The organism is Albimonas sp. (genome assembly GCF_055129145.1).
On sequence record NZ_JBSRTQ010000100.1, the window covers coordinates 1 to 16,421 of the forward strand.

A 16,421-nucleotide genomic window follows, 5' to 3' on the forward strand; every position below is an offset into this window, starting at 1 on the left:
TTCTTTCGACTCCGGCGGCTTGGCGGCTGGCGCACCCTGCCGCCGACTCAGCCGCACTCCGAAGCCAATCAACACGACGCCCGCGACGACTGCGTAGATCGCGATCACCCAGGCGACCGACAGGATCGTGGCGAGAGGGTTCACTGCGAGTGCTACCGGCACAGCGAGGCCCAGTATGATGGAGAGCGCGCCGGACAGGCCGAGCAGCCACTCGCCCTCCTCCACGAACTGGAAGCCGGTGTCCGACGCGTCGAAGCCGCCCAGCACCACGAGGCTCAGCAGGAAGGTGGCCGAGGTGGCGATCAGCGCCACCACCTTGGCGTTCAGTTGGGCGGCCGCGTCCTCGCCCCGCAGCACCAGGATCAGGACCAGCGCCCCGATCAGCGGCAGGAAGGTGACCAGCGTGAGAATGTTGGACATCAGTGGGCGCTCCCGCCGACGGAGAGCCAGGTCACGAGGATCGAGACCCCGACCAGCATGACGAAGGCGTAGTGAAAGACGTAGCCCGACTGCCCGCGGCCCGCGAGCCGGGTGACCCAGGGCACGATCCCCATGGCCAGCCCGTTGATCCCGCCGTCGACCACCGACCCGTCGCCCTTCTTCCAGAGGAAGGTCCCGAGCCACATCGCCGGCCGCACGAAGATCAGGCCGTAGAGCTCATCGAAATACCACTTGTTGAGCAGGAACCTGTAGGCGCCGTGGTGACGCTCGGCCAGTTCCCGGGGCAGCGACGGATTGACGATGTAGAACCAGTAGCTGACCGCGAGCCCGCCCAGCATGGCGAGGAACGGCGACAGCTTCACCCAGGCCGGCACGTTGTGACTGTCGTGCATGACGTGGTTGGTGTCGTGGTTCATGTAGATCGACGCGCCGAACCATGCCTCGGACGCGTGACCGATAAAGCCGCTGTAGAACAGCATGCCGGCCAGCACCGCGCCGGCGCCGAGGATGTAGAGCGGCCACATCATCACGCCCGGGCTTTCATGCGCATGGTCGTAATGCTTCTTGTCCCGGGTCTCGCCGTAGAAGGTCAGGAAGATCAGGCGCCAGGAGTAGAACGAGGTGAAGGCGGCGGCGATCACCAGCAGCACGAAGGAGAACTGCCCGACCGAGGTGCCGGCCGCATAGGCCCCCTCGATGATCGCGTCCTTGGACACGAAGCCCGCGAAACCGAGCGGCATCAGGAAGTCGCCCGAGAACGGGATGCCGACCCCGGTGATCGCCAGCGTGCCCAGCATCATCATCGCGAAGGTCACCGGGATCTTCTTCCGCAGCCCGCCGTATTTCCGCATGTCCTGCTCATGATGCATCGCATGGATGACCGAGCCGGCCCCGAGGAACAGCAGCGCCTTGAAGAAGGCATGGGTGAACAGGTGGAACATCGCCGCCTGGTAGTAGCCCACGCCCGCGGCGACGAACATGTAGCCGAGCTGCGAGCAGGTCGAATAGGCGATCACCCGCTTGATGTCGGTCTGCACCAGGCCGACCGTCGCGGCGAAGAACGCCGTGATGCCGCCGATCACCGTGATGAAGGCGGTGGCGTTGGGCGCGTATTCCATCAGCGGCGACATGCGGCAGACCAGGAACACGCCCGCGGTCACCATGGTCGCCGCGTGGATCAGCGCGGAGACCGGGGTCGGCCCCTCCATCGCGTCGGGCAGCCAGGTGTGCAGCATGAACTGCGCCGACTTGCCCATCGCGCCGACGAACAGCAGGAAGCACGACAGCTCGACCGCGTTCCACTCGGTCCACAGGAAGTGGATCTTGGTCTCCGACAGGTGATGCGCCTGCCCGAAAATGGTGTCGAGGTCGATGCTGTCGGTCAGCATGTAGAGCGTGAAGATGCCCAGCAGAAAGCCGAAATCGCCGACGCGGTTGACGATGAACGCCTTCATCGCCGCGGCGTTGGCCGACGGCTTCTTCCACCAGAACCCGATCAGCAGATAGGAGGCGACGCCCACCCCCTCCCAGCCGAAGAACAGCTGCAGCAGGTTGTCGCCGGTGACCAGCGCCAGCATGGCGAAGGAGAAGAACGAGAGATAGGCGAAGAAGCGGGGCTTCGCGTCATCCTCCTCCATGTAGCCCATGGAGTAGAGATGCACGAGCGCCGACACCGAGCACACCACGCAGAGCATCACCGAGGTCATCCGGTCCAGCCGGATCCCCCAGTCGACGCTCAGCGTGCCTGAGTCGACCCAGCGGAACAGCACCAGATGCTCGGCGTCCTCGGGCAGCATGAAGAACACGATCCAGGCGAGGACGGCCGCGGCCATCATGATGCCGGTGGTGACCAGCATCGCGCCTTTCTCGCCGGTGAACCGCCAGCCGAAGCCGGCGATCAGCGACCCCGCGAAGGGGGCCAGCAGGATGAAGAGAACCAGGCTCTCGAGCATCGGATCAGCCCTTCATCATGTTCACGTCCTCGACCGCGATGCTTCCGCGATTGCGGAAGAAGCAGACGAGGATGGCCAGACCGATGGCCGCTTCGGCGGCGGCGACGGTCAGCACGAACAGGGTGAAGATCTGCCCCGCGAGATCGCCGAGATGCGCCGAGAACGCCACGAAATTGATGTTGACGGCGAGCAGCATCAGCTCGATCGACATCAGGATGATGATGATGTTCTTCCGGTTCAGGAAAATCCCGAAGATGCCGGTGACGAAAAGGATCGCCCCCACCGTCAGATAGTGCTCGAGGCCGATGCCCGCCGCGCTGTCCATGTCAGTTCCCTTCGATCCGAGCTCAGATGCCCTGGCCCGGCTTGATGTCTTTCAGCTCGACCGCTTCGTGCCGCTCGCGATGCATCTGGGCGATCACGCTCTGCCGCTTGACGCCCGGCTTCTGGCGCAGCGTCAGCACGATCGCGCCGATCATCGCCACCAGCAGGACCATCCCGGCCAGCTGGAACAGAAGCACGTAGTCGGTGTAGATCAGCCGACCCAGCGCGCGCGTGTTCTCGACGTCGGCGGGGATCGGGGCGACGGCGGTCCGAAGCTCCGGAGCGGCGTCCGCGAACACCCAGGACCCGGCCACCAGGCCGAGCTGTATCAGCAGCACCAGCCCGATCAGCAGACCCACGGGCAGATAGTCCGAGAACCCGGCCCGCAGCTCGGCGAAATCGACGTCGAGCATCATCACCACGAACAGGAACAGCACCGCGACCGCGCCCACATAGACGATGGCGAGCAGCATGGCCACGAACTCCGCCCCCAGCAGCACGAAGAGGCCGGAGCAGGAGAAGAAGGCCAGGATCAGCCACAGCACCGAATGCACCGGGTTGCGGGCCAGGACGGTCAGCAGCCCGGCGGCGACGGCCGATCCGGCGAACAAGTAGAAGGCGAGCGTGGCCACGGTCATGCGCAGATCCTCATGTCGCGCGCCGGCCCGAGGCTCAGCGGCAGTCGTTCCCGCGGGAGCGCCACGCCGTCGCCCGCCAGGGCGCGTCCGGCAGGGCGTCCGCCCGCTCGAATTCCAGTTCCATGTCGCACCACCGGCGGTAGGTGCGCGGCCCCGCCCACGGATCGCCGTAGCCGTATCCGTAGCCGCCGGGCACGTAGCTCCGCGGACCGAACGGCCCCCAGGGGAAGGGGTCCGGCGCGATCTCCAGCGTCGCGTGCGACCAGCGCAGGATCTTGCGGCCCTCGGCCGTCGTCTCCGCGTCGGGCACCCCGAACTCCCGCACGATGGAGAGCTGGGTGCGCCCCATCAGGGCGTCCATCCGTTCCGACCGCGCGGGGGCCTGAACCGTTGCGCAGCCCGCGAGCAGCCCCAGAGCCGTCGCGAGGCAGAGCGCGAGCAAGCGTCGCATTCGCCATCTCCCTTTTCCCCCTCTTCCGACCCTCGGTGAGCGGGGCCGAGACCCCGCGTTCCCTGACGCCCCGCCCTCAGCGGTAGGGCGCGTCCAGCTCCAGGTTGCGGGCGATCTCCCGCTCCCAGCGATCCCCGTTCGCGATCAGCTTTTCCTTGTTGTAGAAAAGCTCCTCGCGCGTCTCGGTGGCGAATTCGAAATTCGGCCCTTCGACGATGGCGTCCACCGGGCACGCCTCCTGGCAGAACCCGCAATAGATGCACTTGGTCATGTCGATGTCGTAGCGCGTGGTGCGGCGCGAGCCGTCCTCCCGCGGTTCGGCTTCGATGGTGATCGCCTGGGCGGGGCAGATCGCCTCGCACAGCTTGCAGGCGATGCAGCGTTCCTCGCCGTTCGGGTAGCGGCGCAGCGCGTGCTCGCCCCGGAACCGCGGCGACAGCGGGCCCTTTTCGAACGGATAGTTGAGCGTCACCTTCGGCTTGAAGAAGTATTTGAAGCCGAGGCGGAAGCCCGCGATGAAGTCCGCCAGCACGAAGTAGTGCGCGGCGCGGGCGTAGGAGAAGGCCATTCGCGTATGCTCCTTACCAGCGGGCGTAGCCGGGGACGCCGTACTGCGCCAGCCCGGCGGTGATCACCACCCAGGCCAGCGACAGCGGCAGGAAGACCTTCCAGCCGATCCGCATCAGCTGGTCGTAGCGGAAGCGGGGGACGACGGCCTTCACCATGGCGAACATGAAGAAGAAGAACACCGCCTTCAGCACGAACCAGAAGATCCCGTCCGGCAGCCCCGGGATCGGCGACAGCCAGCCCCCGAAGAAGAGCGTGGTCATCAGCGCGCACATCAGCACGATGGCCATGTACTCGCCGATCATGAACAGAAGGTAGGGCGTGGACGAATATTCGACCTGATAGCCGGCCACCAATTCCGATTCCGCTTCCGGAAGGTCGAAGGGCGGGCGGTTGGTCTCGGCCAGCGCCGAGATGAAGAACATGATCATCACCGGGAAATGCGGCAGCCAGTACCAGGAGAACATCCCGTAGGCGCCGCGCTGCGCCTCCACGATCGCCGAGAGGTTGAGCGACCCGGTGGAGATCAGCACGCCCACGATGATCAGGCCGATCGAGACCTCGTAGGAGATCATCTGCGCCGCAGACCGCAGCCCGCCGAGGAACGGGTATTTCGAGTTCGACGCCCAGCCGCCCATGATCACGCCGTACACTTCCAGCGAGGAGATGGCGAAGATGAACAGGATGCCGACATTGATGTCGGAAACCACCCAACCCTCGTTGAAGGGCACCACCGCCCAGGCGACGGTGGCCAGCACGAAGGAGATCAGCGGCGCGAGGAAGAACACGGTCTTGTCCGCGCCCGCCGGCACCACGATTTCCTTCAGCGCGAACTTGATGAAATCCGCGAAGCTCTGCAGCAGGCCGAACGGGCCCACCACGTTGACCGAGCGGCGCAGCTGCACCGCGCCCCAGACCTTGCGGTCCATGACCAGAAGGAAGGCCAGGCTGACCAGCAGGCAGACGGTGACCACCAGACACTGCAGAAGGATCAGCAGCGCCGGAAAGCCGTAATCGGACCAGAAGCCGGTTTCCATCGCGTTCACTCCGCGGCCATCGGTTTCGCTTCGCGCTCGGCGCGCAGTCGGCTCAGATCTGCCAGCACCACCGAGGCGCGGCAGATCGGGTTGACCAGATAGTGGTCGGACACCGAGGCCCCGAAGGGCGCGTGCCCGAGCTCGCCGAGCTCCAGCGCCTCATGCGCGTTCTCAGGCACCGTGTCGAGACGGGCCAGGTGCGGCACAGCCTCGAACATCGCCTTGCGCAGCGCCGGCAGGCCGTCGAAGGGCAAAGTCTGGCCCATGGCGGCCGAAAGCGCCCGCAGGATCGACCAGTTCTCGCGCGCTTCGCCCGGCGGGAAGCCGGCGCGGTTGGCGAGCTGGGGACGGCCCTCGGTGTTCACGAAGATCCCCGATTCCTCGGTCCAGGCGGCGCCCGGCAGGATCACGTCGGCGCGATGCGCGCCGCGGTCGCCGTGCGAGCCCTGGTAGACCACGAACGGCCCCACGGGGATGTCGAGCTCGTCGGCGCCCAGGTTCAGGATCACGTCGGCGTCCAGTGCCTTGGCCACCCCGCCCGTCGCCACGAGGCCCAGATCCAGCCCGCCGACGCGGCTCGCGGCATGGTGCAGCACCAGAAAACCGCTCTCGCCAAGCTCGGCCACCTTCATCGCGGCGGCCAGCGCCGCGGCGCCGTCGTCGCGCGCCAGCGCGCCCTGCCCGACGATGACGACCGACTTCCGACCCCTGGTCTCGTCCCAGTCGCCGGCGGGCCTGTTCACCGCGTCGGCCAGCGCGTCCGGCCCGGCGCCCAGATGCGCGTAATCATAGGTCAGGTCGACCGCCTCGCCGATCACCGAGACGCGGGCCCCGTTCAGCCAGGCTTTTCGGATCCGGGCGTTGAGCACCGGCGCTTCGGCCCGCGGGTTGGTCCCGATCAGCAGGATCTCCTCGGCGTCGTCCAGATCCTCGATCCGGGCGGTGCCGGCGTAGGACCCGCGATTGCCCGCCTGCAGCGCCACGCCATCGGTGCGGCATTCCACGACGCCGCCGAGGCTCTCGACCAGACCCTTCAGCGCGAACATCGCCTCGGTCGAGGCGAGATCGCCGGCCAGACCCGACACGGTCTTGCCCTTGGCCGCCTCGGCGATGGCGGCGAACGCCTCCGCCCAGCTCGCCGGGCTCAGCTTGCCGTCCCGACGCACATAGGGCCGGTCCAGTCGCTGCCGGCGCAGCCCGTCCCACACGAAGCGGGAGCGGTCCGACAGCCATTCCTCGTTCACGCCGTCATGGTTGCGCGGCACGATCCGCATCACTTCGCGGCCGCGCACATCCACCCGGATGTTGGAGCCGAGCGCGTCGATCACGTCGATGGTCTCGGTCTTGCGCAGCTCCCACGGCCGGGCGGTGAAGGCGTAGGGCTTCGAGGTCAGCGCGCCGACCGGGCACAGGTCGATGATGTTGCCCTGCATTTCCGAGGTCAGCGTCTCGGCCAGATAGGAGGTGATCTCCGAATCCTCGCCGCGCCCGGTCTGCCCCATCTCCGGCACGCCGGCGACTTCGGTGATGAAGCGCACGCAGCGGGTGCAGGAGATGCAGCGGGTCATGCAGGTGCCGACCAGCGGCCCCAGATCCATGTCCACCGCGGCGCGTTTCGGCTCCCGGTAGCGGGAAAAGTCCACCCCGTAGGCCATCGCCTGGTCCTGCAGGTCGCATTCGCCGCCCTGGTCGCAGATCGGGCAGTCGAGCGGGTGGTTGATGAGCAGGAACTCCATCACCCCCTCGCGCGCCTTCTTGACCATCGGGGTGTTGGTGAAGACCTCCGGCGCCTGGCCTTCCGGGCCGGGGCGCAGGTCGCGCACCTGCATGGCGCAGGAGGCGGCGGGCTTGGGCGGTCCGCCCTTCACCTCCACCAGGCACATGCGGCAGTTGCCGGCGATCGACAGGCGCTCATGGTAGCAGAAGCGCGGCACCTCGACCCCCGCGGCCTCGCAGGCCTGCAGGATGGTCAGGGCGCCATCGACCTCGATGACCTTGCCGTCGATGCTGATCTTGCTCAGTTTGGTCATGCCGTCACGCCGCCTCCGCCGCGCCGCAGCCCCGGGACTTCCAGGCCTGCGCGTTTTCCAGATGCGCCCAGCCGAACGCGTCTCCGCTCGGCCCCGACGCTTCGAGCCGCGCCAACCGGTCCATGCCCTCGTCGACCGAGGGGCGATGGCCGATGGGGACCCACCACATCACCAGCCGGCGCGCCGCCGGCTCGAACCATTCGTGCCCGCGGGCGTAGAAGCGCGCGTGCACCGTCTTGAACACGAAGCGCTCCAGCGCCTCCGCGCTTTCCCAGACCGAGAGGGTCGAGGCGACCCGGTCGTCGGCGATCGGCCCGTCGGGATCGAGCTGCGCCGCCTCCATCTCCGCATCCCCCAGCCGCCACACGAAGCCGTCGGCGCGCGCCGCAAGGGCGTTCACCCGGTCCAGCGCGTCCTTGAACGGCGCGGTCCGGGGATCGTCCCAGTCGTGCAGCAGACGCCCCCGATTGAACTCCGCGATATGATGGCCGGCGGGCTGCATCACTCGGCGGCCACGGCGGAGACGCGGCCGGTGCGCTTGGCCTTGATCCGGTCCTCGATCTCGTCGCGATAGTGCCGGATCAGGCCCTGGATCGGCCAGGCCGCCGCATCGCCGAGCGCGCAGATCGTGTGCCCCTCCACCTGCTTGGTGACGTCGAGCAGCATGTCGATCTCTTCGGGCTCGGCGTCTCCGGTCACCAGGCGATCCATGACCCGCATCATCCAGCCGGTGCCTTCGCGGCAGGGCGTGCACTGGCCGCAGCTCTCATGCTTGTAGAATTTCGACAGCCGCCAGATCGCCTTGATGATGTCGGTGGACTGATCCATCACGATCACCGCCGCGGTGCCGAGGCCGGACTTCTGCTCGCGGAGCCAGTCGAAATCCATGATCGCGTCGCCGCAGACCGTGGCCGGCATGCACTGGACCGAGGATCCGCCGGGGATCACCGCCTTGAGGTTGCCCCAGCCGCCGCGCACGCCGCCGCAGTGCTTGTCCAGCAGCTCGCGCAGCGGGATCGACATCGCCTCTTCGACCACGCAGGGGTGGTTGACGTGGCCCGAAATCGCGAAAAGCTTGGTGCCGGCGTTGTTCGGCCGGCCGAAGCCCGCGAACCAGTCGGCGCCGCGGCGAAGGATGGTGGGGGCGACGGCGATGGACTCGACGTTGTTCACCGTGGTCGGGCAGCCGTAGAGGCCGGTATTCGCCGGGAACGGCGGCTTCAGGCGCGGCATGCCCTTGCGGCCTTCGAGGCTTTCCAGCAGCGCGGTCTCCTCGCCGCAGATATAGGCCCCGGCGCCGTGATGCAGATGGATCTCGAAATCCCAGCCGGAGCCGGCGGCGTTCTTGCCCAGAAGCCCGTCGTCATAGGCCTCGTCGATGGCGATCTGCAGCGCTTCGCGTTCCCGGATGAACTCGCCGCGGATGTAGATGTAGGCGACATGCGCCCCCATTGCGAAGCCGGCGATCAGGCAGCCTTCGACCAGCGTGTGCGGGTCGTGGCGCATGATCTCCCGGTCCTTGCAGGTCCCGGGCTCGGATTCGTCGGCGTTGACCACCAGATAATGCGGCCGCCCGTCGGATTCCTTGGGCATGAACGACCATTTCAGGCCGGTCGGGAAGCCCGCGCCGCCACGGCCGCGCAGGCCCGACTTCTTCATCTCGTCCAGGATCGCGTCGCGACCCCGCCCGATGATCCCGGCGGTGTCGTCCCACAGACCACGGGCTTTCGCGCCGGCCAGCGTGCGGTCCTTCATCCCGTAGATGTTCTGGAAGATCCGGTCTTCGTCGCGCAGGAACATCCGCGTCACTCCTTCCCGGCGCCCTTGCGCCAGACCAGAAACAGATTGACCAGCGCCCAACCGAGCGCCGCGAGACAGAGCATGTCGAGCAGGAAGGCGTAGCGCACCGGGATCCCCAGCGCGCCGCCCGCGGCGCTGAGCCCCAGCCACAGGACCATCGACACCAGAATGACGAGGCTCGCCATCCGCGTGGTCGCCCGGTCCTTGTCGCTGCGCATCGCGCCCATCCTCCCCGGTCCGCCCCTCAGTTTCCGCCCGAACGGGGCGTGTTGATCACCTCGGCCGTCCCGACCGGCTGCGTGCCGTCGATCCGCGCCACCGTTTCGCCGAGGGCCACCGCCAGCTGCGCGGAGGCGTTGAGCCCGTTGCGCTCATCTTCGGGAATGATCAACGAGGTCAGACCCGACTTCGGCTCCGGCCCGTAACGCCCGTTCTGCGGGCCCGGGGTCGGGACCTCGCCGCGGGCGAAGGCGTCGAGGATCTCGGCGAAGCGCGCCACCGTCAGATCCTCGTAGAAATCCTTGCCGATCTGCACCATCGGCGCGTTCGAGCAGGCGCCGAGGCACTCGACCTCCTCCCAGCTGAACAGACCGTCGCGGTAGACGCTGTGCGCGTCGGGCCCGATCTTCTCCTTGCACACGCCGATCAGATCCTCCGCCCCGCAGAGCATGCAGGACAGGGTCCCGCAGACCTGGACATGGTAGCGGCCTACGGGCGCGAGCTGGAACATGAAGTAGAAGGACGCCACTTCCAGCACCCGGATCTTGGCGAGGCCGAGCATGGCGGCCACCGTTTCGATCGCGGGCCGGGTCAGCCAGCCTTCCTGCTCCTGCGCCCGCCACAAGAGGGGGATCACCGCGGAGGCCTGACGTCCCTCGGGATATTTGCCGAGCTGCGCCTGCGCCCATTCCAGGTTCGCCGGGCTGAACGCGAAGCTCTCGGGCTGCTCGTGATGAAGGCGGCGTAACATCAGCGATCGATCTCCCCGAACACCACGTCGAGCGAGCCGAGGATGGCCGACACGTCGGCGAGCTGATGCCCCCGGCAGATGTGGTCCATGGCCGCGAGGTGCGGATAGCCCGGCGCGCGCAACTTGGCGCGGTAGGGTTTGTTGCTGCCGTCGGCGACCAGATAGACGCCGAATTCGCCCTTGGGGGCCTCGACCGCGGCGTAGATCTCGCCGGCCGGCACGTGGAACCCTTCGGTATAGAGCTTGAAGTGGTGGATGAGCGCCTCCATCGAGGTCTTCATCTCCGACCGCTTCGGCGGGGCGAGCTTGCCGCGGTGGATCACCGGCTCGCCCTTGCATTTATCAAGCTTCTCAAGGCACTGCTTGATGATCTTCACGCTCTCCCGCATCTCTTCCATGCGGCAGAGATAGCGGTCGTAGCAGTCGCCGTTCTTGCCGAGCGGGATCTGGAACTCCATTTCGTCATAGCACTCGTAGGGCTGCGCGCGGCGCAGGTCCCAGGCGAGTCCCGACCCGCGCACCATCACGCCGGAAAAGCCCCAGGCCTGGGCCTCTTCCTTGGTGACGACGGCGATGTCGACATTGCGCTGCTTGAAGATGCGATTGTCGGTCAGCAGGCCCTCGAGGTCGTCGCAGGTCTGCAGGAACGGGTCGCACCACTTCAGAATGTCTTCGCAAAGCTGCGGCGTCAGATCCTGATGCACGCCGCCCGGCCGGAAGTAGGCGGCGTGAAGCCGCGCTCCGCTGGCGCGCTCATAGAACACCATCAGCTGCTCGCGCTCTTCGAACCCCCAGAGCGGCGGCGTCAGCGCGCCCACGTCCATGGCCTGGGTGGTGACGTTGAGCAGGTGATTCAGGATCCGCCCGATCTCGCAGTAGAGCACGCGGATCAGCTGGGCGCGGCGCGGAACCTCGACGCCGACCAGACGCTCGATCGCGAGGCACCAGGCATGCTCCTGGTTCATCGGGGCCACGTAGTCGAGCCGGTCGAAATAGGGGAGGTTCTGGAGGTAGGTGCGGCTCTCCATCAGCTTTTCGGTGCCGCGATGCAGCAGCCCGATATGCGGATCGACCCGTTCCACCACTTCGCCGTCCAGCTCCAGCACCATGCGCAGCACGCCATGCGCGGCCGGGTGCTGGGGGCCGAAGTTGATGTTGAAGTTGCGGATGCGCTGTTCGGGGGTCTGGAAGTCGGTGCCGTCCATCATTTCGCCCCCGCTTTCTGGTCGCCGGGAAGGATGTATTCCGCGCCCTCCCACGGGCTCATGAAGTCGAACTGCCGGTAGTCCTGGGTCAGCTTCACCGGCTCGTAGACCACGCGCTTGGCTTCCTCGTCGTAGCGGACCTCGACATAGCCCGTGGTCGGGAAGTCCTTGCGCAGCGGATGCCCCCGGAACCCGTAATCGGTCAGGATGCGGCGCAGGTCGGGATGGCCGGAGAACAGGATGCCGTACATGTCGAACACCTCCCGCTCGAACCAGTCGGCGGAGGGGTGAAGGTCGAAGATCGACGGCGCGATCTCATCCTCGCGCACCCTGGCCTTGAGCCGGATCCGCAGATTCTGGCGCATCGACAGGAAGTGATAGACCAGATCGAAGCGCTGCTCGCGCCCGGGCCAGTCGACCCCGGTGATGTCGATCATCGTGGTGAACTGGCAGGCGGGATCGTCGCGCAGGAACTTCACCGCGTCGGGGATCTTGTCGAGCGAAACCATCACGGTCAGTTCGCCCACGGCGATTTCGAATGAAATCACCGCCTCGGGCAGCCGCGCTTCCATGAGCGCGGCGATCTCTGCAAGAGCTTCGGACATCGGCTGGGCGTCTCCCTGGCTCGTTGAGGTCCGCCCGCTCAGCGGGCGATCACCCCGGTGCGCCTGATCTTTCTCTGAAGCTGAAGGATGCCGTAAAGCAGCGCCTCCGCCGTGGGCGGGCAGCCGGGCACGTAGATGTCCACCGGCACGACCCGGTCGCAGCCGCGCACGACCGAGTAGGAATAGTGATAATAGCCGCCGCCATTGGCGCAGGAGCCCATGGAGATGACGTAGCGCGGCTCCGGCATCTGGTCGTAGACCTTGCGCAGCGCCGGGGCCATCTTGTTGGTCAGCGTGCCAGCGACGATCATCACGTCCGACTGGCGCGGGGAGGCGCGGGGCGCGAAGCCGAACCGCTCCACGTCGTAGCGCGGCATGGAGGTATGCATCATCTCCACCGCGCAGCAGGCCAGCCCGAAGGTCATCCAGAACAGCGAGCCGGTGCGCGCCCAGTTGATCAGGTCGTCGGCGGAGGTGAGCAGGAAGCCCTTGTCGGCCAGTTCGTCCGACAGGTTGCGGGCGAAGACGTCCTTGTCGGCGCCGGCGGCGGCCGGGGACGCGACGGAGGCGCGGGCGGCCGGGACCATCTCGCCGCCGAACGCGGCGGTCTTGGCCTCGGTCCCCTGCCCGGTCGGGGTCACTGCCATTCCAGAGCTCCCTTCTTCCATTCGTAGGCGAAGCCGATGGTGAGCACCCCGAGGAAGATCAGCATCGACCAGAAGCCGAACAGCCCGACATCCTGGAAGGCGACCGCCCAGGGGAACAGGAACGCGACCTCGAGGTCGAAAATGATGAACAGGATCGACACGAGGTAGAAGCGCACGTCGAATTTCATGCGGGCGTCGTCGAAGGCGTTGAAGCCGCATTCGTAGGCGGAGATCTTCTCGGCGTCCGGCCGGCGCACCGCGAGGACCACGGCCGCGAGGATCAGCACGAGGCCCAGCCCGATGGCGAGCCCAAGGAAGACCAGGATCGGAAGATATTCGCGCAGCAGGTCGTCCATGGGGCCCTCCCGCTGGCCGCGGACGGGGGCGCCGACCTCGGCGCGCGTCCCGGCGTTCCAGACGGGGCCACGTCTATAGCCGCGTCGCGGCGAGGTCAACAAAGGCGGACCGGCCTGTCGGCCGCGAATCCGGGGGGGAATCGGGTGGATTGTCCGGATCTGCGGCGGCAAGTCGCTGAAAACAGGCTCGAATCGGCAGGGGTTGTTGGTATGCGGTTGCATGCCGCGGCTGTGCTGCGGTGCGAAAGGCCGCGCCGGAACGCGGCAGGACTTCCTGGGGCCGAAGCGCGGGACTCAACGACAACAGCGACTGCCTGACATCTTCACGCTCTAGGCTTGGGACCCATAATCAGGATTCCCATTTTGTCGGCGGCGTGATTCAAACTCCCTGAAGGGAGATGTCATGTCCGCAGACTGCTTCTGGCTGACCGAGGACCAGTTCGCCCGCCTTGCGCCGCCATTGCCAAACGATACGCGCGGCGTGCCGCGGGTGGATGACCGGCGCGTGATCAGCGGCATCGTGCATGTGCTGCGCTCCGGCTGCCGCTGGAAGGACGCGCCCGCCTGCTACGGACCGTACAAGACCCTCTGCAACCGCTTTGTCTGCTGGGCGGCCAAGGGGGTCTGGGAAGACGCCTTCGCCCGCCTCGCGGCGGAGGGCGGCCCGCCGGCGGCGCCGATGATCGACGCGACCCATGTGAAGGCGCATCGCTCGGCGGCGGGCGGAAAAGGGGGGCCGAGGCGCAGGCCATAGGTCGGTCGCGCGGAGAGCGCACCCCCAAGATCCACGCGGCGGTCGATGAGCGAGGGCGGCCACGGCGGCTGATCGTGCGTCCCGGACATCGGGGCGACGCGCCGGTGGCCGCCGAGTGGGTGGACGGCTTCGCGCCCTCGATGCGCCTGGCGGACGCGGCCTGCGACAGCAATTCCCTTCGCAGCGCCCTGATCGAACGCGGCACGCTGCCCGTCATCCCCAACAACCCGACGCGCAACAACAAGCACCCGTTCGACCGTCGAGCCTATCGGGCGAGGAACGTCGTCGAACGCACGTTCTCCCGGCTCAAGGACTGGCGACGCATCGCAACCCGCTACGCAAGCTGGCTCGCAGCTATCTCGCCGCCGTCTGCATCGCCGCGACCGTCTCTTGCCGGTTATGAGGCCCGAGCCTAGCGCATCAACGGAGACCAGATGCATCCCACGAACCCAGGCGAGATCCGCCCCCGGCAAGATCCGCGACGACGGCGGAGGCTACGACTTCCTCGATCGGGATCTCTGCCGCGCAGGGATCCACAACCACGCCACCCGGCACGTTCGCCCCGTCACCGACGAGACGCCGAACGCGCTGAACCGGGTCCTGGCCACGCCCTGGCGGATCAACGGCTGGGTTCCGCGCATTCGAAAGCGGCATGGAGATCGGGAACCTCCCCTACTTCGACAACACGCCGGTCCGCCCGAAATCCGACGAGGATTGGGAGGCCATTTCGGTTCAGGAGAAGACCGACTGGAAGCAGGAGCCGTCGCTCGTCCACGGGGCCGATGCGCGCCTGGAGAGACGCAGGAAGAGCGTCGCGGCCAAGCGGAACATCGCCCTGCTTTCACCCGTTCCCGGAATTCCCCGGCTCAACACGGCTGAGATGGGGGCGGCGCAGGTGAGAGACAACGCTCTCTCCCTCCCAAGCCCCGCCGCCCGAGCCGGCCCCCGCTGCAACCCGCGCGCCGCGTCCGCGCTGCGGGCCGGGCGGCGCGCCCGGGCGCCCGGCCCGCGGCGCCTGCGCGCCCTCAGGCCCCGACGCTGAGCTCGCCCAGCACGCGCGCCCAGGACCGCGCGCCTTTGCGAAAACTCTCCATGTCGTATTTCTCGTTGGGCGAGTGGATGCCGTCGTCATCGTTGCCGAAACCGATCAGCAGCGACTGCATGCCCAGAAGCCGCTGGAAATGCCCCGCGATGGGGATCGAGCCGCCGCAGCCGATGAAGGCCGCGTCATTCTCCCATTCCGCCGACAGCGCCGTGCGCGCGGCCTCGAATTCCGGCGCGGTCACGTCCATCACCACCGCCGGCGACGAGCCGTGGCGCTTGAACTCCACCTCGCAATCGCCGGGGACCATGGCCTCGACCATCGTGCGCAGGCTGGCCCGGATCTTCTCGGGGTCCATGCGCGACACCAGGCGGCACGACAGTTTGGCCGAGGCCCGCGCCGCGATCACCGTCTTGAAGCCCTCGCCGGCATAGCCGCCGGTGATGCCGTTGAACTCGCAGGTCGGGCGCGACCAGATCTGCTCCAGCGCCGTGCGGCCCGTCTCGCCGGCGGGGGTGGCGAGGCCGACGGCGCCGAGGAATTCCGCGTCGGAGAAGGGCAGCGCCGCCCACTGCGCGGCGAGTTCGGGCGAGAGCTCGTCCACGTCGTCGTAGAAGCCGGGGATGGTCACGCGGCCGTCCTCGTCATGCAAGGACGCGAGGATCCTGGTCAGCACCCGGATCGGGTTGGCGGCGGCGGAGCCGTACATGCCCGAATGCAGGTCGCGGTCGGCCGCCTTGATGGTGATCTCCTCTCCCATCAGCCCGCGCAGCATGGTCGAGATCGCCGGGGTCCGGCGGTCGAACATGCCGGTGTCGCAGATCAGGGCGAGATCGCGGGTCAGTTCCTCGCGATTCGCCTCCAGGAAGGGGATCAGGGAGGGCGAGCCCGATTCCTCCTCGCCCTCGAACAGGATCGAGATCCTGGCGGGCAGGGTCCCGGTCTCGGCCTTCCAGGCGCGGCAGGCCTCGATGAAGGTCATCAGCTGGCCCTTGTCGTCGGCGGCGCCGCGGGCGCGGATCACGCGGCGCCCGTCAGGCAGGGTCTCGACCGAGGGCGCGAAGGGATCGGCGTTCCAGAGGTTGAGCGGGTCGACCGGCTGCACGTCGTAGTGGCCGTAGAACAGCAGCGACGGGCCGGCGGCGTCGAGGGCGGCGAGCGCGTCGCCATGGGCCACGACCATCGCGTGACCGGGGGTGGGGCGGATTTCGGCGGCGAAGCCGAGGCTGCTCAGCTCGTCGGCGAGCCAAGCGGCGGCCTCGGCGCAATCGGCCTTGTAGGCGGGATCGGTGGAGATCGACTGGAAGCGGAGCAGCGCGAACAGGCGGTCGACGGCGGCGTCGAGATCGGCGTCGAGCCGGTCGAGAACGGCAGGCAGGGCGGGATGGGACATGACGCGCTCCGGGGCGTTGGGATGGGGACGTTGGGTTGGGGGCGTGGGATCGCAGGGGGGAGGCGGCCGGAAGGCCGGGATCGGGGCGGAGCGTGGCGCCGGGCGCGAGGCTTGGCAACCGGGGCGCCGGCCTGACGCGTGGGCGGGGACGAGCTCGGGTCGCGCGGTCGGGAGGGGATCGGCGCGGCGGCGATTTTTGCATGATGTCG

17 protein-coding genes and 2 pseudogenes are annotated in these 16,421 nt (G+C 67.6%); 2 read left to right on the plus strand and 17 right to left on the minus strand.

Annotated elements, in window-relative coordinates; genetic code table 11:
* The 16 genes and pseudogenes from ACTB72_RS15055 to ACTB72_RS15130 form a co-directional block, all read right to left on the minus strand.
* Positions 1-420, minus strand: a pseudogene (locus tag ACTB72_RS15055) (hypothetical protein); the annotation flags it as partial.
* Entirely contained in the window at positions 420-2,393 is a 1,974-nt protein-coding gene (gene nuoL, locus ACTB72_RS15060; protein WP_463037820.1) for an NADH-quinone oxidoreductase subunit L, read from the minus strand. The pseudogene ACTB72_RS15055 and the gene nuoL, both read right to left, overlap by 1 nt.
* A 4-nt stretch (positions 2,394-2,397) precedes the next feature.
* Entirely contained in the window at positions 2,398-2,718 is a 321-nt protein-coding gene (gene nuoK / locus ACTB72_RS15065) for an NADH-quinone oxidoreductase subunit NuoK (RefSeq protein WP_092679717.1), read from the minus strand.
* A gap of 22 nt (positions 2,719-2,740) precedes the next feature.
* On the minus strand, positions 2,741-3,355 hold the full coding sequence (locus tag ACTB72_RS15070; RefSeq protein WP_463037821.1) for an NADH-quinone oxidoreductase subunit J: 615 nt from the start codon (positions 3,353-3,355) through the stop codon (positions 2,741-2,743).
* A 34-nt stretch (positions 3,356-3,389) separates the two neighbouring features.
* A complete protein-coding gene (locus ACTB72_RS15075) occupies positions 3,390-3,806 on the minus strand; it encodes a hypothetical protein (RefSeq protein WP_463037822.1) in 417 nt (138 codons plus the stop codon).
* A 76-nt stretch (positions 3,807-3,882) separates the two neighbouring features.
* Positions 3,883-4,374, minus strand: a complete 492-nt coding sequence (gene nuoI / locus ACTB72_RS15080; protein ID WP_463037823.1) for an NADH-quinone oxidoreductase subunit NuoI — start codon at positions 4,372-4,374, stop codon at positions 3,883-3,885.
* A gap of 13 nt (positions 4,375-4,387) precedes the next feature.
* The gene (gene nuoH, locus ACTB72_RS15085) at positions 4,388-5,410 is read right to left on the minus strand and encodes an NADH-quinone oxidoreductase subunit NuoH (protein WP_463037824.1); all 1,023 of its coding nucleotides are present in this window, start codon (positions 5,408-5,410) and stop codon (positions 4,388-4,390) included.
* Positions 5,411-5,415: 5 nt separating this feature from the next.
* Positions 5,416-7,440, minus strand: a complete 2,025-nt coding sequence (gene nuoG, locus ACTB72_RS15090) for an NADH-quinone oxidoreductase subunit NuoG (protein ID WP_463037825.1) — start codon at positions 7,438-7,440, stop codon at positions 5,416-5,418.
* 4 nt (positions 7,441-7,444) lie between these two features.
* Entirely contained in the window at positions 7,445-7,942 is a 498-nt protein-coding gene (locus ACTB72_RS15095) for a DUF3291 domain-containing protein (protein WP_463037826.1), read from the minus strand.
* Positions 7,942-9,240, minus strand: coding sequence for an NADH-quinone oxidoreductase subunit NuoF (gene nuoF / locus ACTB72_RS15100; RefSeq protein ID WP_463037827.1), 1,299 nt, complete (start codon positions 9,238-9,240; stop codon positions 7,942-7,944). Before nuoF ends, ACTB72_RS15095 begins: the two co-directional genes overlap by 1 nt.
* A 5-nt stretch (positions 9,241-9,245) precedes the next feature.
* Positions 9,246-9,458: a DUF5337 domain-containing protein gene (locus ACTB72_RS15105; RefSeq protein WP_463037828.1), complete on the minus strand. Its 213-nt coding sequence runs from the start codon at positions 9,456-9,458 to the stop codon at positions 9,246-9,248.
* A 26-nt stretch (positions 9,459-9,484) separates the two neighbouring features.
* Positions 9,485-10,210 (minus strand): NADH-quinone oxidoreductase subunit NuoE, encoded by a 726-nt coding sequence (gene nuoE, locus ACTB72_RS15110; RefSeq protein WP_463037829.1) that lies wholly within the window; start codon positions 10,208-10,210, stop codon positions 9,485-9,487.
* On the minus strand, positions 10,210-11,418 hold the full coding sequence (locus ACTB72_RS15115) for an NADH-quinone oxidoreductase subunit D (protein WP_463037830.1): 1,209 nt from the start codon (positions 11,416-11,418) through the stop codon (positions 10,210-10,212). The genes nuoE and ACTB72_RS15115 overlap by 1 nt, the downstream gene beginning before the upstream one ends.
* Positions 11,415-12,020 (minus strand): NADH-quinone oxidoreductase subunit C, encoded by a 606-nt coding sequence (locus tag ACTB72_RS15120; RefSeq protein WP_463037831.1) that lies wholly within the window; start codon positions 12,018-12,020, stop codon positions 11,415-11,417. Before ACTB72_RS15120 ends, ACTB72_RS15115 begins: the two co-directional genes overlap by 4 nt.
* A 38-nt stretch (positions 12,021-12,058) precedes the next feature.
* On the minus strand, positions 12,059-12,607 hold the full coding sequence (locus ACTB72_RS15125) for a NuoB/complex I 20 kDa subunit family protein (RefSeq protein WP_463037835.1): 549 nt from the start codon (positions 12,605-12,607) through the stop codon (positions 12,059-12,061).
* Positions 12,608-12,657: 50 nt separating this feature from the next.
* Entirely contained in the window at positions 12,658-13,023 is a 366-nt protein-coding gene (locus tag ACTB72_RS15130) for an NADH-quinone oxidoreductase subunit A (RefSeq protein ID WP_463037832.1), read from the minus strand.
* Between the two features lie 403 nt (positions 13,024-13,426).
* Between ACTB72_RS15130 and ACTB72_RS15135 the strand changes: the two are divergent.
* Both ACTB72_RS15135 and ACTB72_RS15140 read left to right on the plus strand, forming a co-directional pair.
* Positions 13,427-14,180: pseudogene (locus ACTB72_RS15135) on the plus strand (IS5 family transposase).
* Positions 14,181-14,429: 249 nt separating this feature from the next.
* Entirely contained in the window at positions 14,430-14,819 is a 390-nt protein-coding gene (locus ACTB72_RS15140; RefSeq protein ID WP_463037833.1) for a hypothetical protein, read from the plus strand.
* Here ACTB72_RS15140 and ACTB72_RS15145 read toward each other — a convergent pair.
* On the minus strand, positions 14,803-16,212 hold the full coding sequence (locus ACTB72_RS15145; RefSeq protein WP_463037834.1) for a M20/M25/M40 family metallo-hydrolase: 1,410 nt from the start codon (positions 16,210-16,212) through the stop codon (positions 14,803-14,805). The genes ACTB72_RS15140 and ACTB72_RS15145 overlap by 17 nt on opposite strands.
* Positions 16,213-16,421 lie beyond the last annotated feature (209 nt).

Coding starts and splice junctions, on each gene's coding strand:
- nuoG (WP_463037825.1), bottom strand. CDS start 7,440: ATGACCAAACTGAGCAAGATCAGCATCGACGGCAAGGTCATCGAGGTC.
- ACTB72_RS15115 (WP_463037830.1), bottom strand. CDS start 11,418: ATGATGGACGGCACCGACTTCCAGACCCCCGAACAGCGCATCCGCAAC.
- nuoK (WP_092679717.1), bottom strand. CDS start 2,718: ATGGACAGCGCGGCGGGCATCGGCCTCGAGCACTATCTGACGGTGGGG.
- ACTB72_RS15130 (WP_463037832.1), bottom strand. CDS start 13,023: ATGGACGACCTGCTGCGCGAATATCTTCCGATCCTGGTCTTCCTTGGG.
- ACTB72_RS15105 (WP_463037828.1), bottom strand. CDS start 9,458: ATGCGCAGCGACAAGGACCGGGCGACCACGCGGATGGCGAGCCTCGTC.
- nuoL (WP_463037820.1), bottom strand. CDS start 2,393: ATGCTCGAGAGCCTGGTTCTCTTCATCCTGCTGGCCCCCTTCGCGGGG.
- ACTB72_RS15070 (WP_463037821.1), bottom strand. CDS start 3,355: ATGACCGTGGCCACGCTCGCCTTCTACTTGTTCGCCGGATCGGCCGTC.
- nuoF (WP_463037827.1), bottom strand. CDS start 9,240: ATGTTCCTGCGCGACGAAGACCGGATCTTCCAGAACATCTACGGGATG.
- ACTB72_RS15075 (WP_463037822.1), bottom strand. CDS start 3,806: ATGCGACGCTTGCTCGCGCTCTGCCTCGCGACGGCTCTGGGGCTGCTC.
- ACTB72_RS15140 (WP_463037833.1), top strand. CDS start 14,430: ATGGAGATCGGGAACCTCCCCTACTTCGACAACACGCCGGTCCGCCCG.
- ACTB72_RS15095 (WP_463037826.1), bottom strand. CDS start 7,942: ATGCAGCCCGCCGGCCATCATATCGCGGAGTTCAATCGGGGGCGTCTG.
- ACTB72_RS15120 (WP_463037831.1), bottom strand. CDS start 12,020: ATGTCCGAAGCTCTTGCAGAGATCGCCGCGCTCATGGAAGCGCGGCTG.
- ACTB72_RS15125 (WP_463037835.1), bottom strand. CDS start 12,607: ATGGTCCCGGCCGCCCGCGCCTCCGTCGCGTCCCCGGCCGCCGCCGGC.
- nuoI (WP_463037823.1), bottom strand. CDS start 4,374: ATGGCCTTCTCCTACGCCCGCGCCGCGCACTACTTCGTGCTGGCGGAC.
- nuoH (WP_463037824.1), bottom strand. CDS start 5,410: ATGGAAACCGGCTTCTGGTCCGATTACGGCTTTCCGGCGCTGCTGATC.
- nuoE (WP_463037829.1), bottom strand. CDS start 10,210: ATGTTACGCCGCCTTCATCACGAGCAGCCCGAGAGCTTCGCGTTCAGC.
- ACTB72_RS15145 (WP_463037834.1), bottom strand. CDS start 16,212: ATGTCCCATCCCGCCCTGCCTGCCGTTCTCGACCGGCTCGACGCCGAT.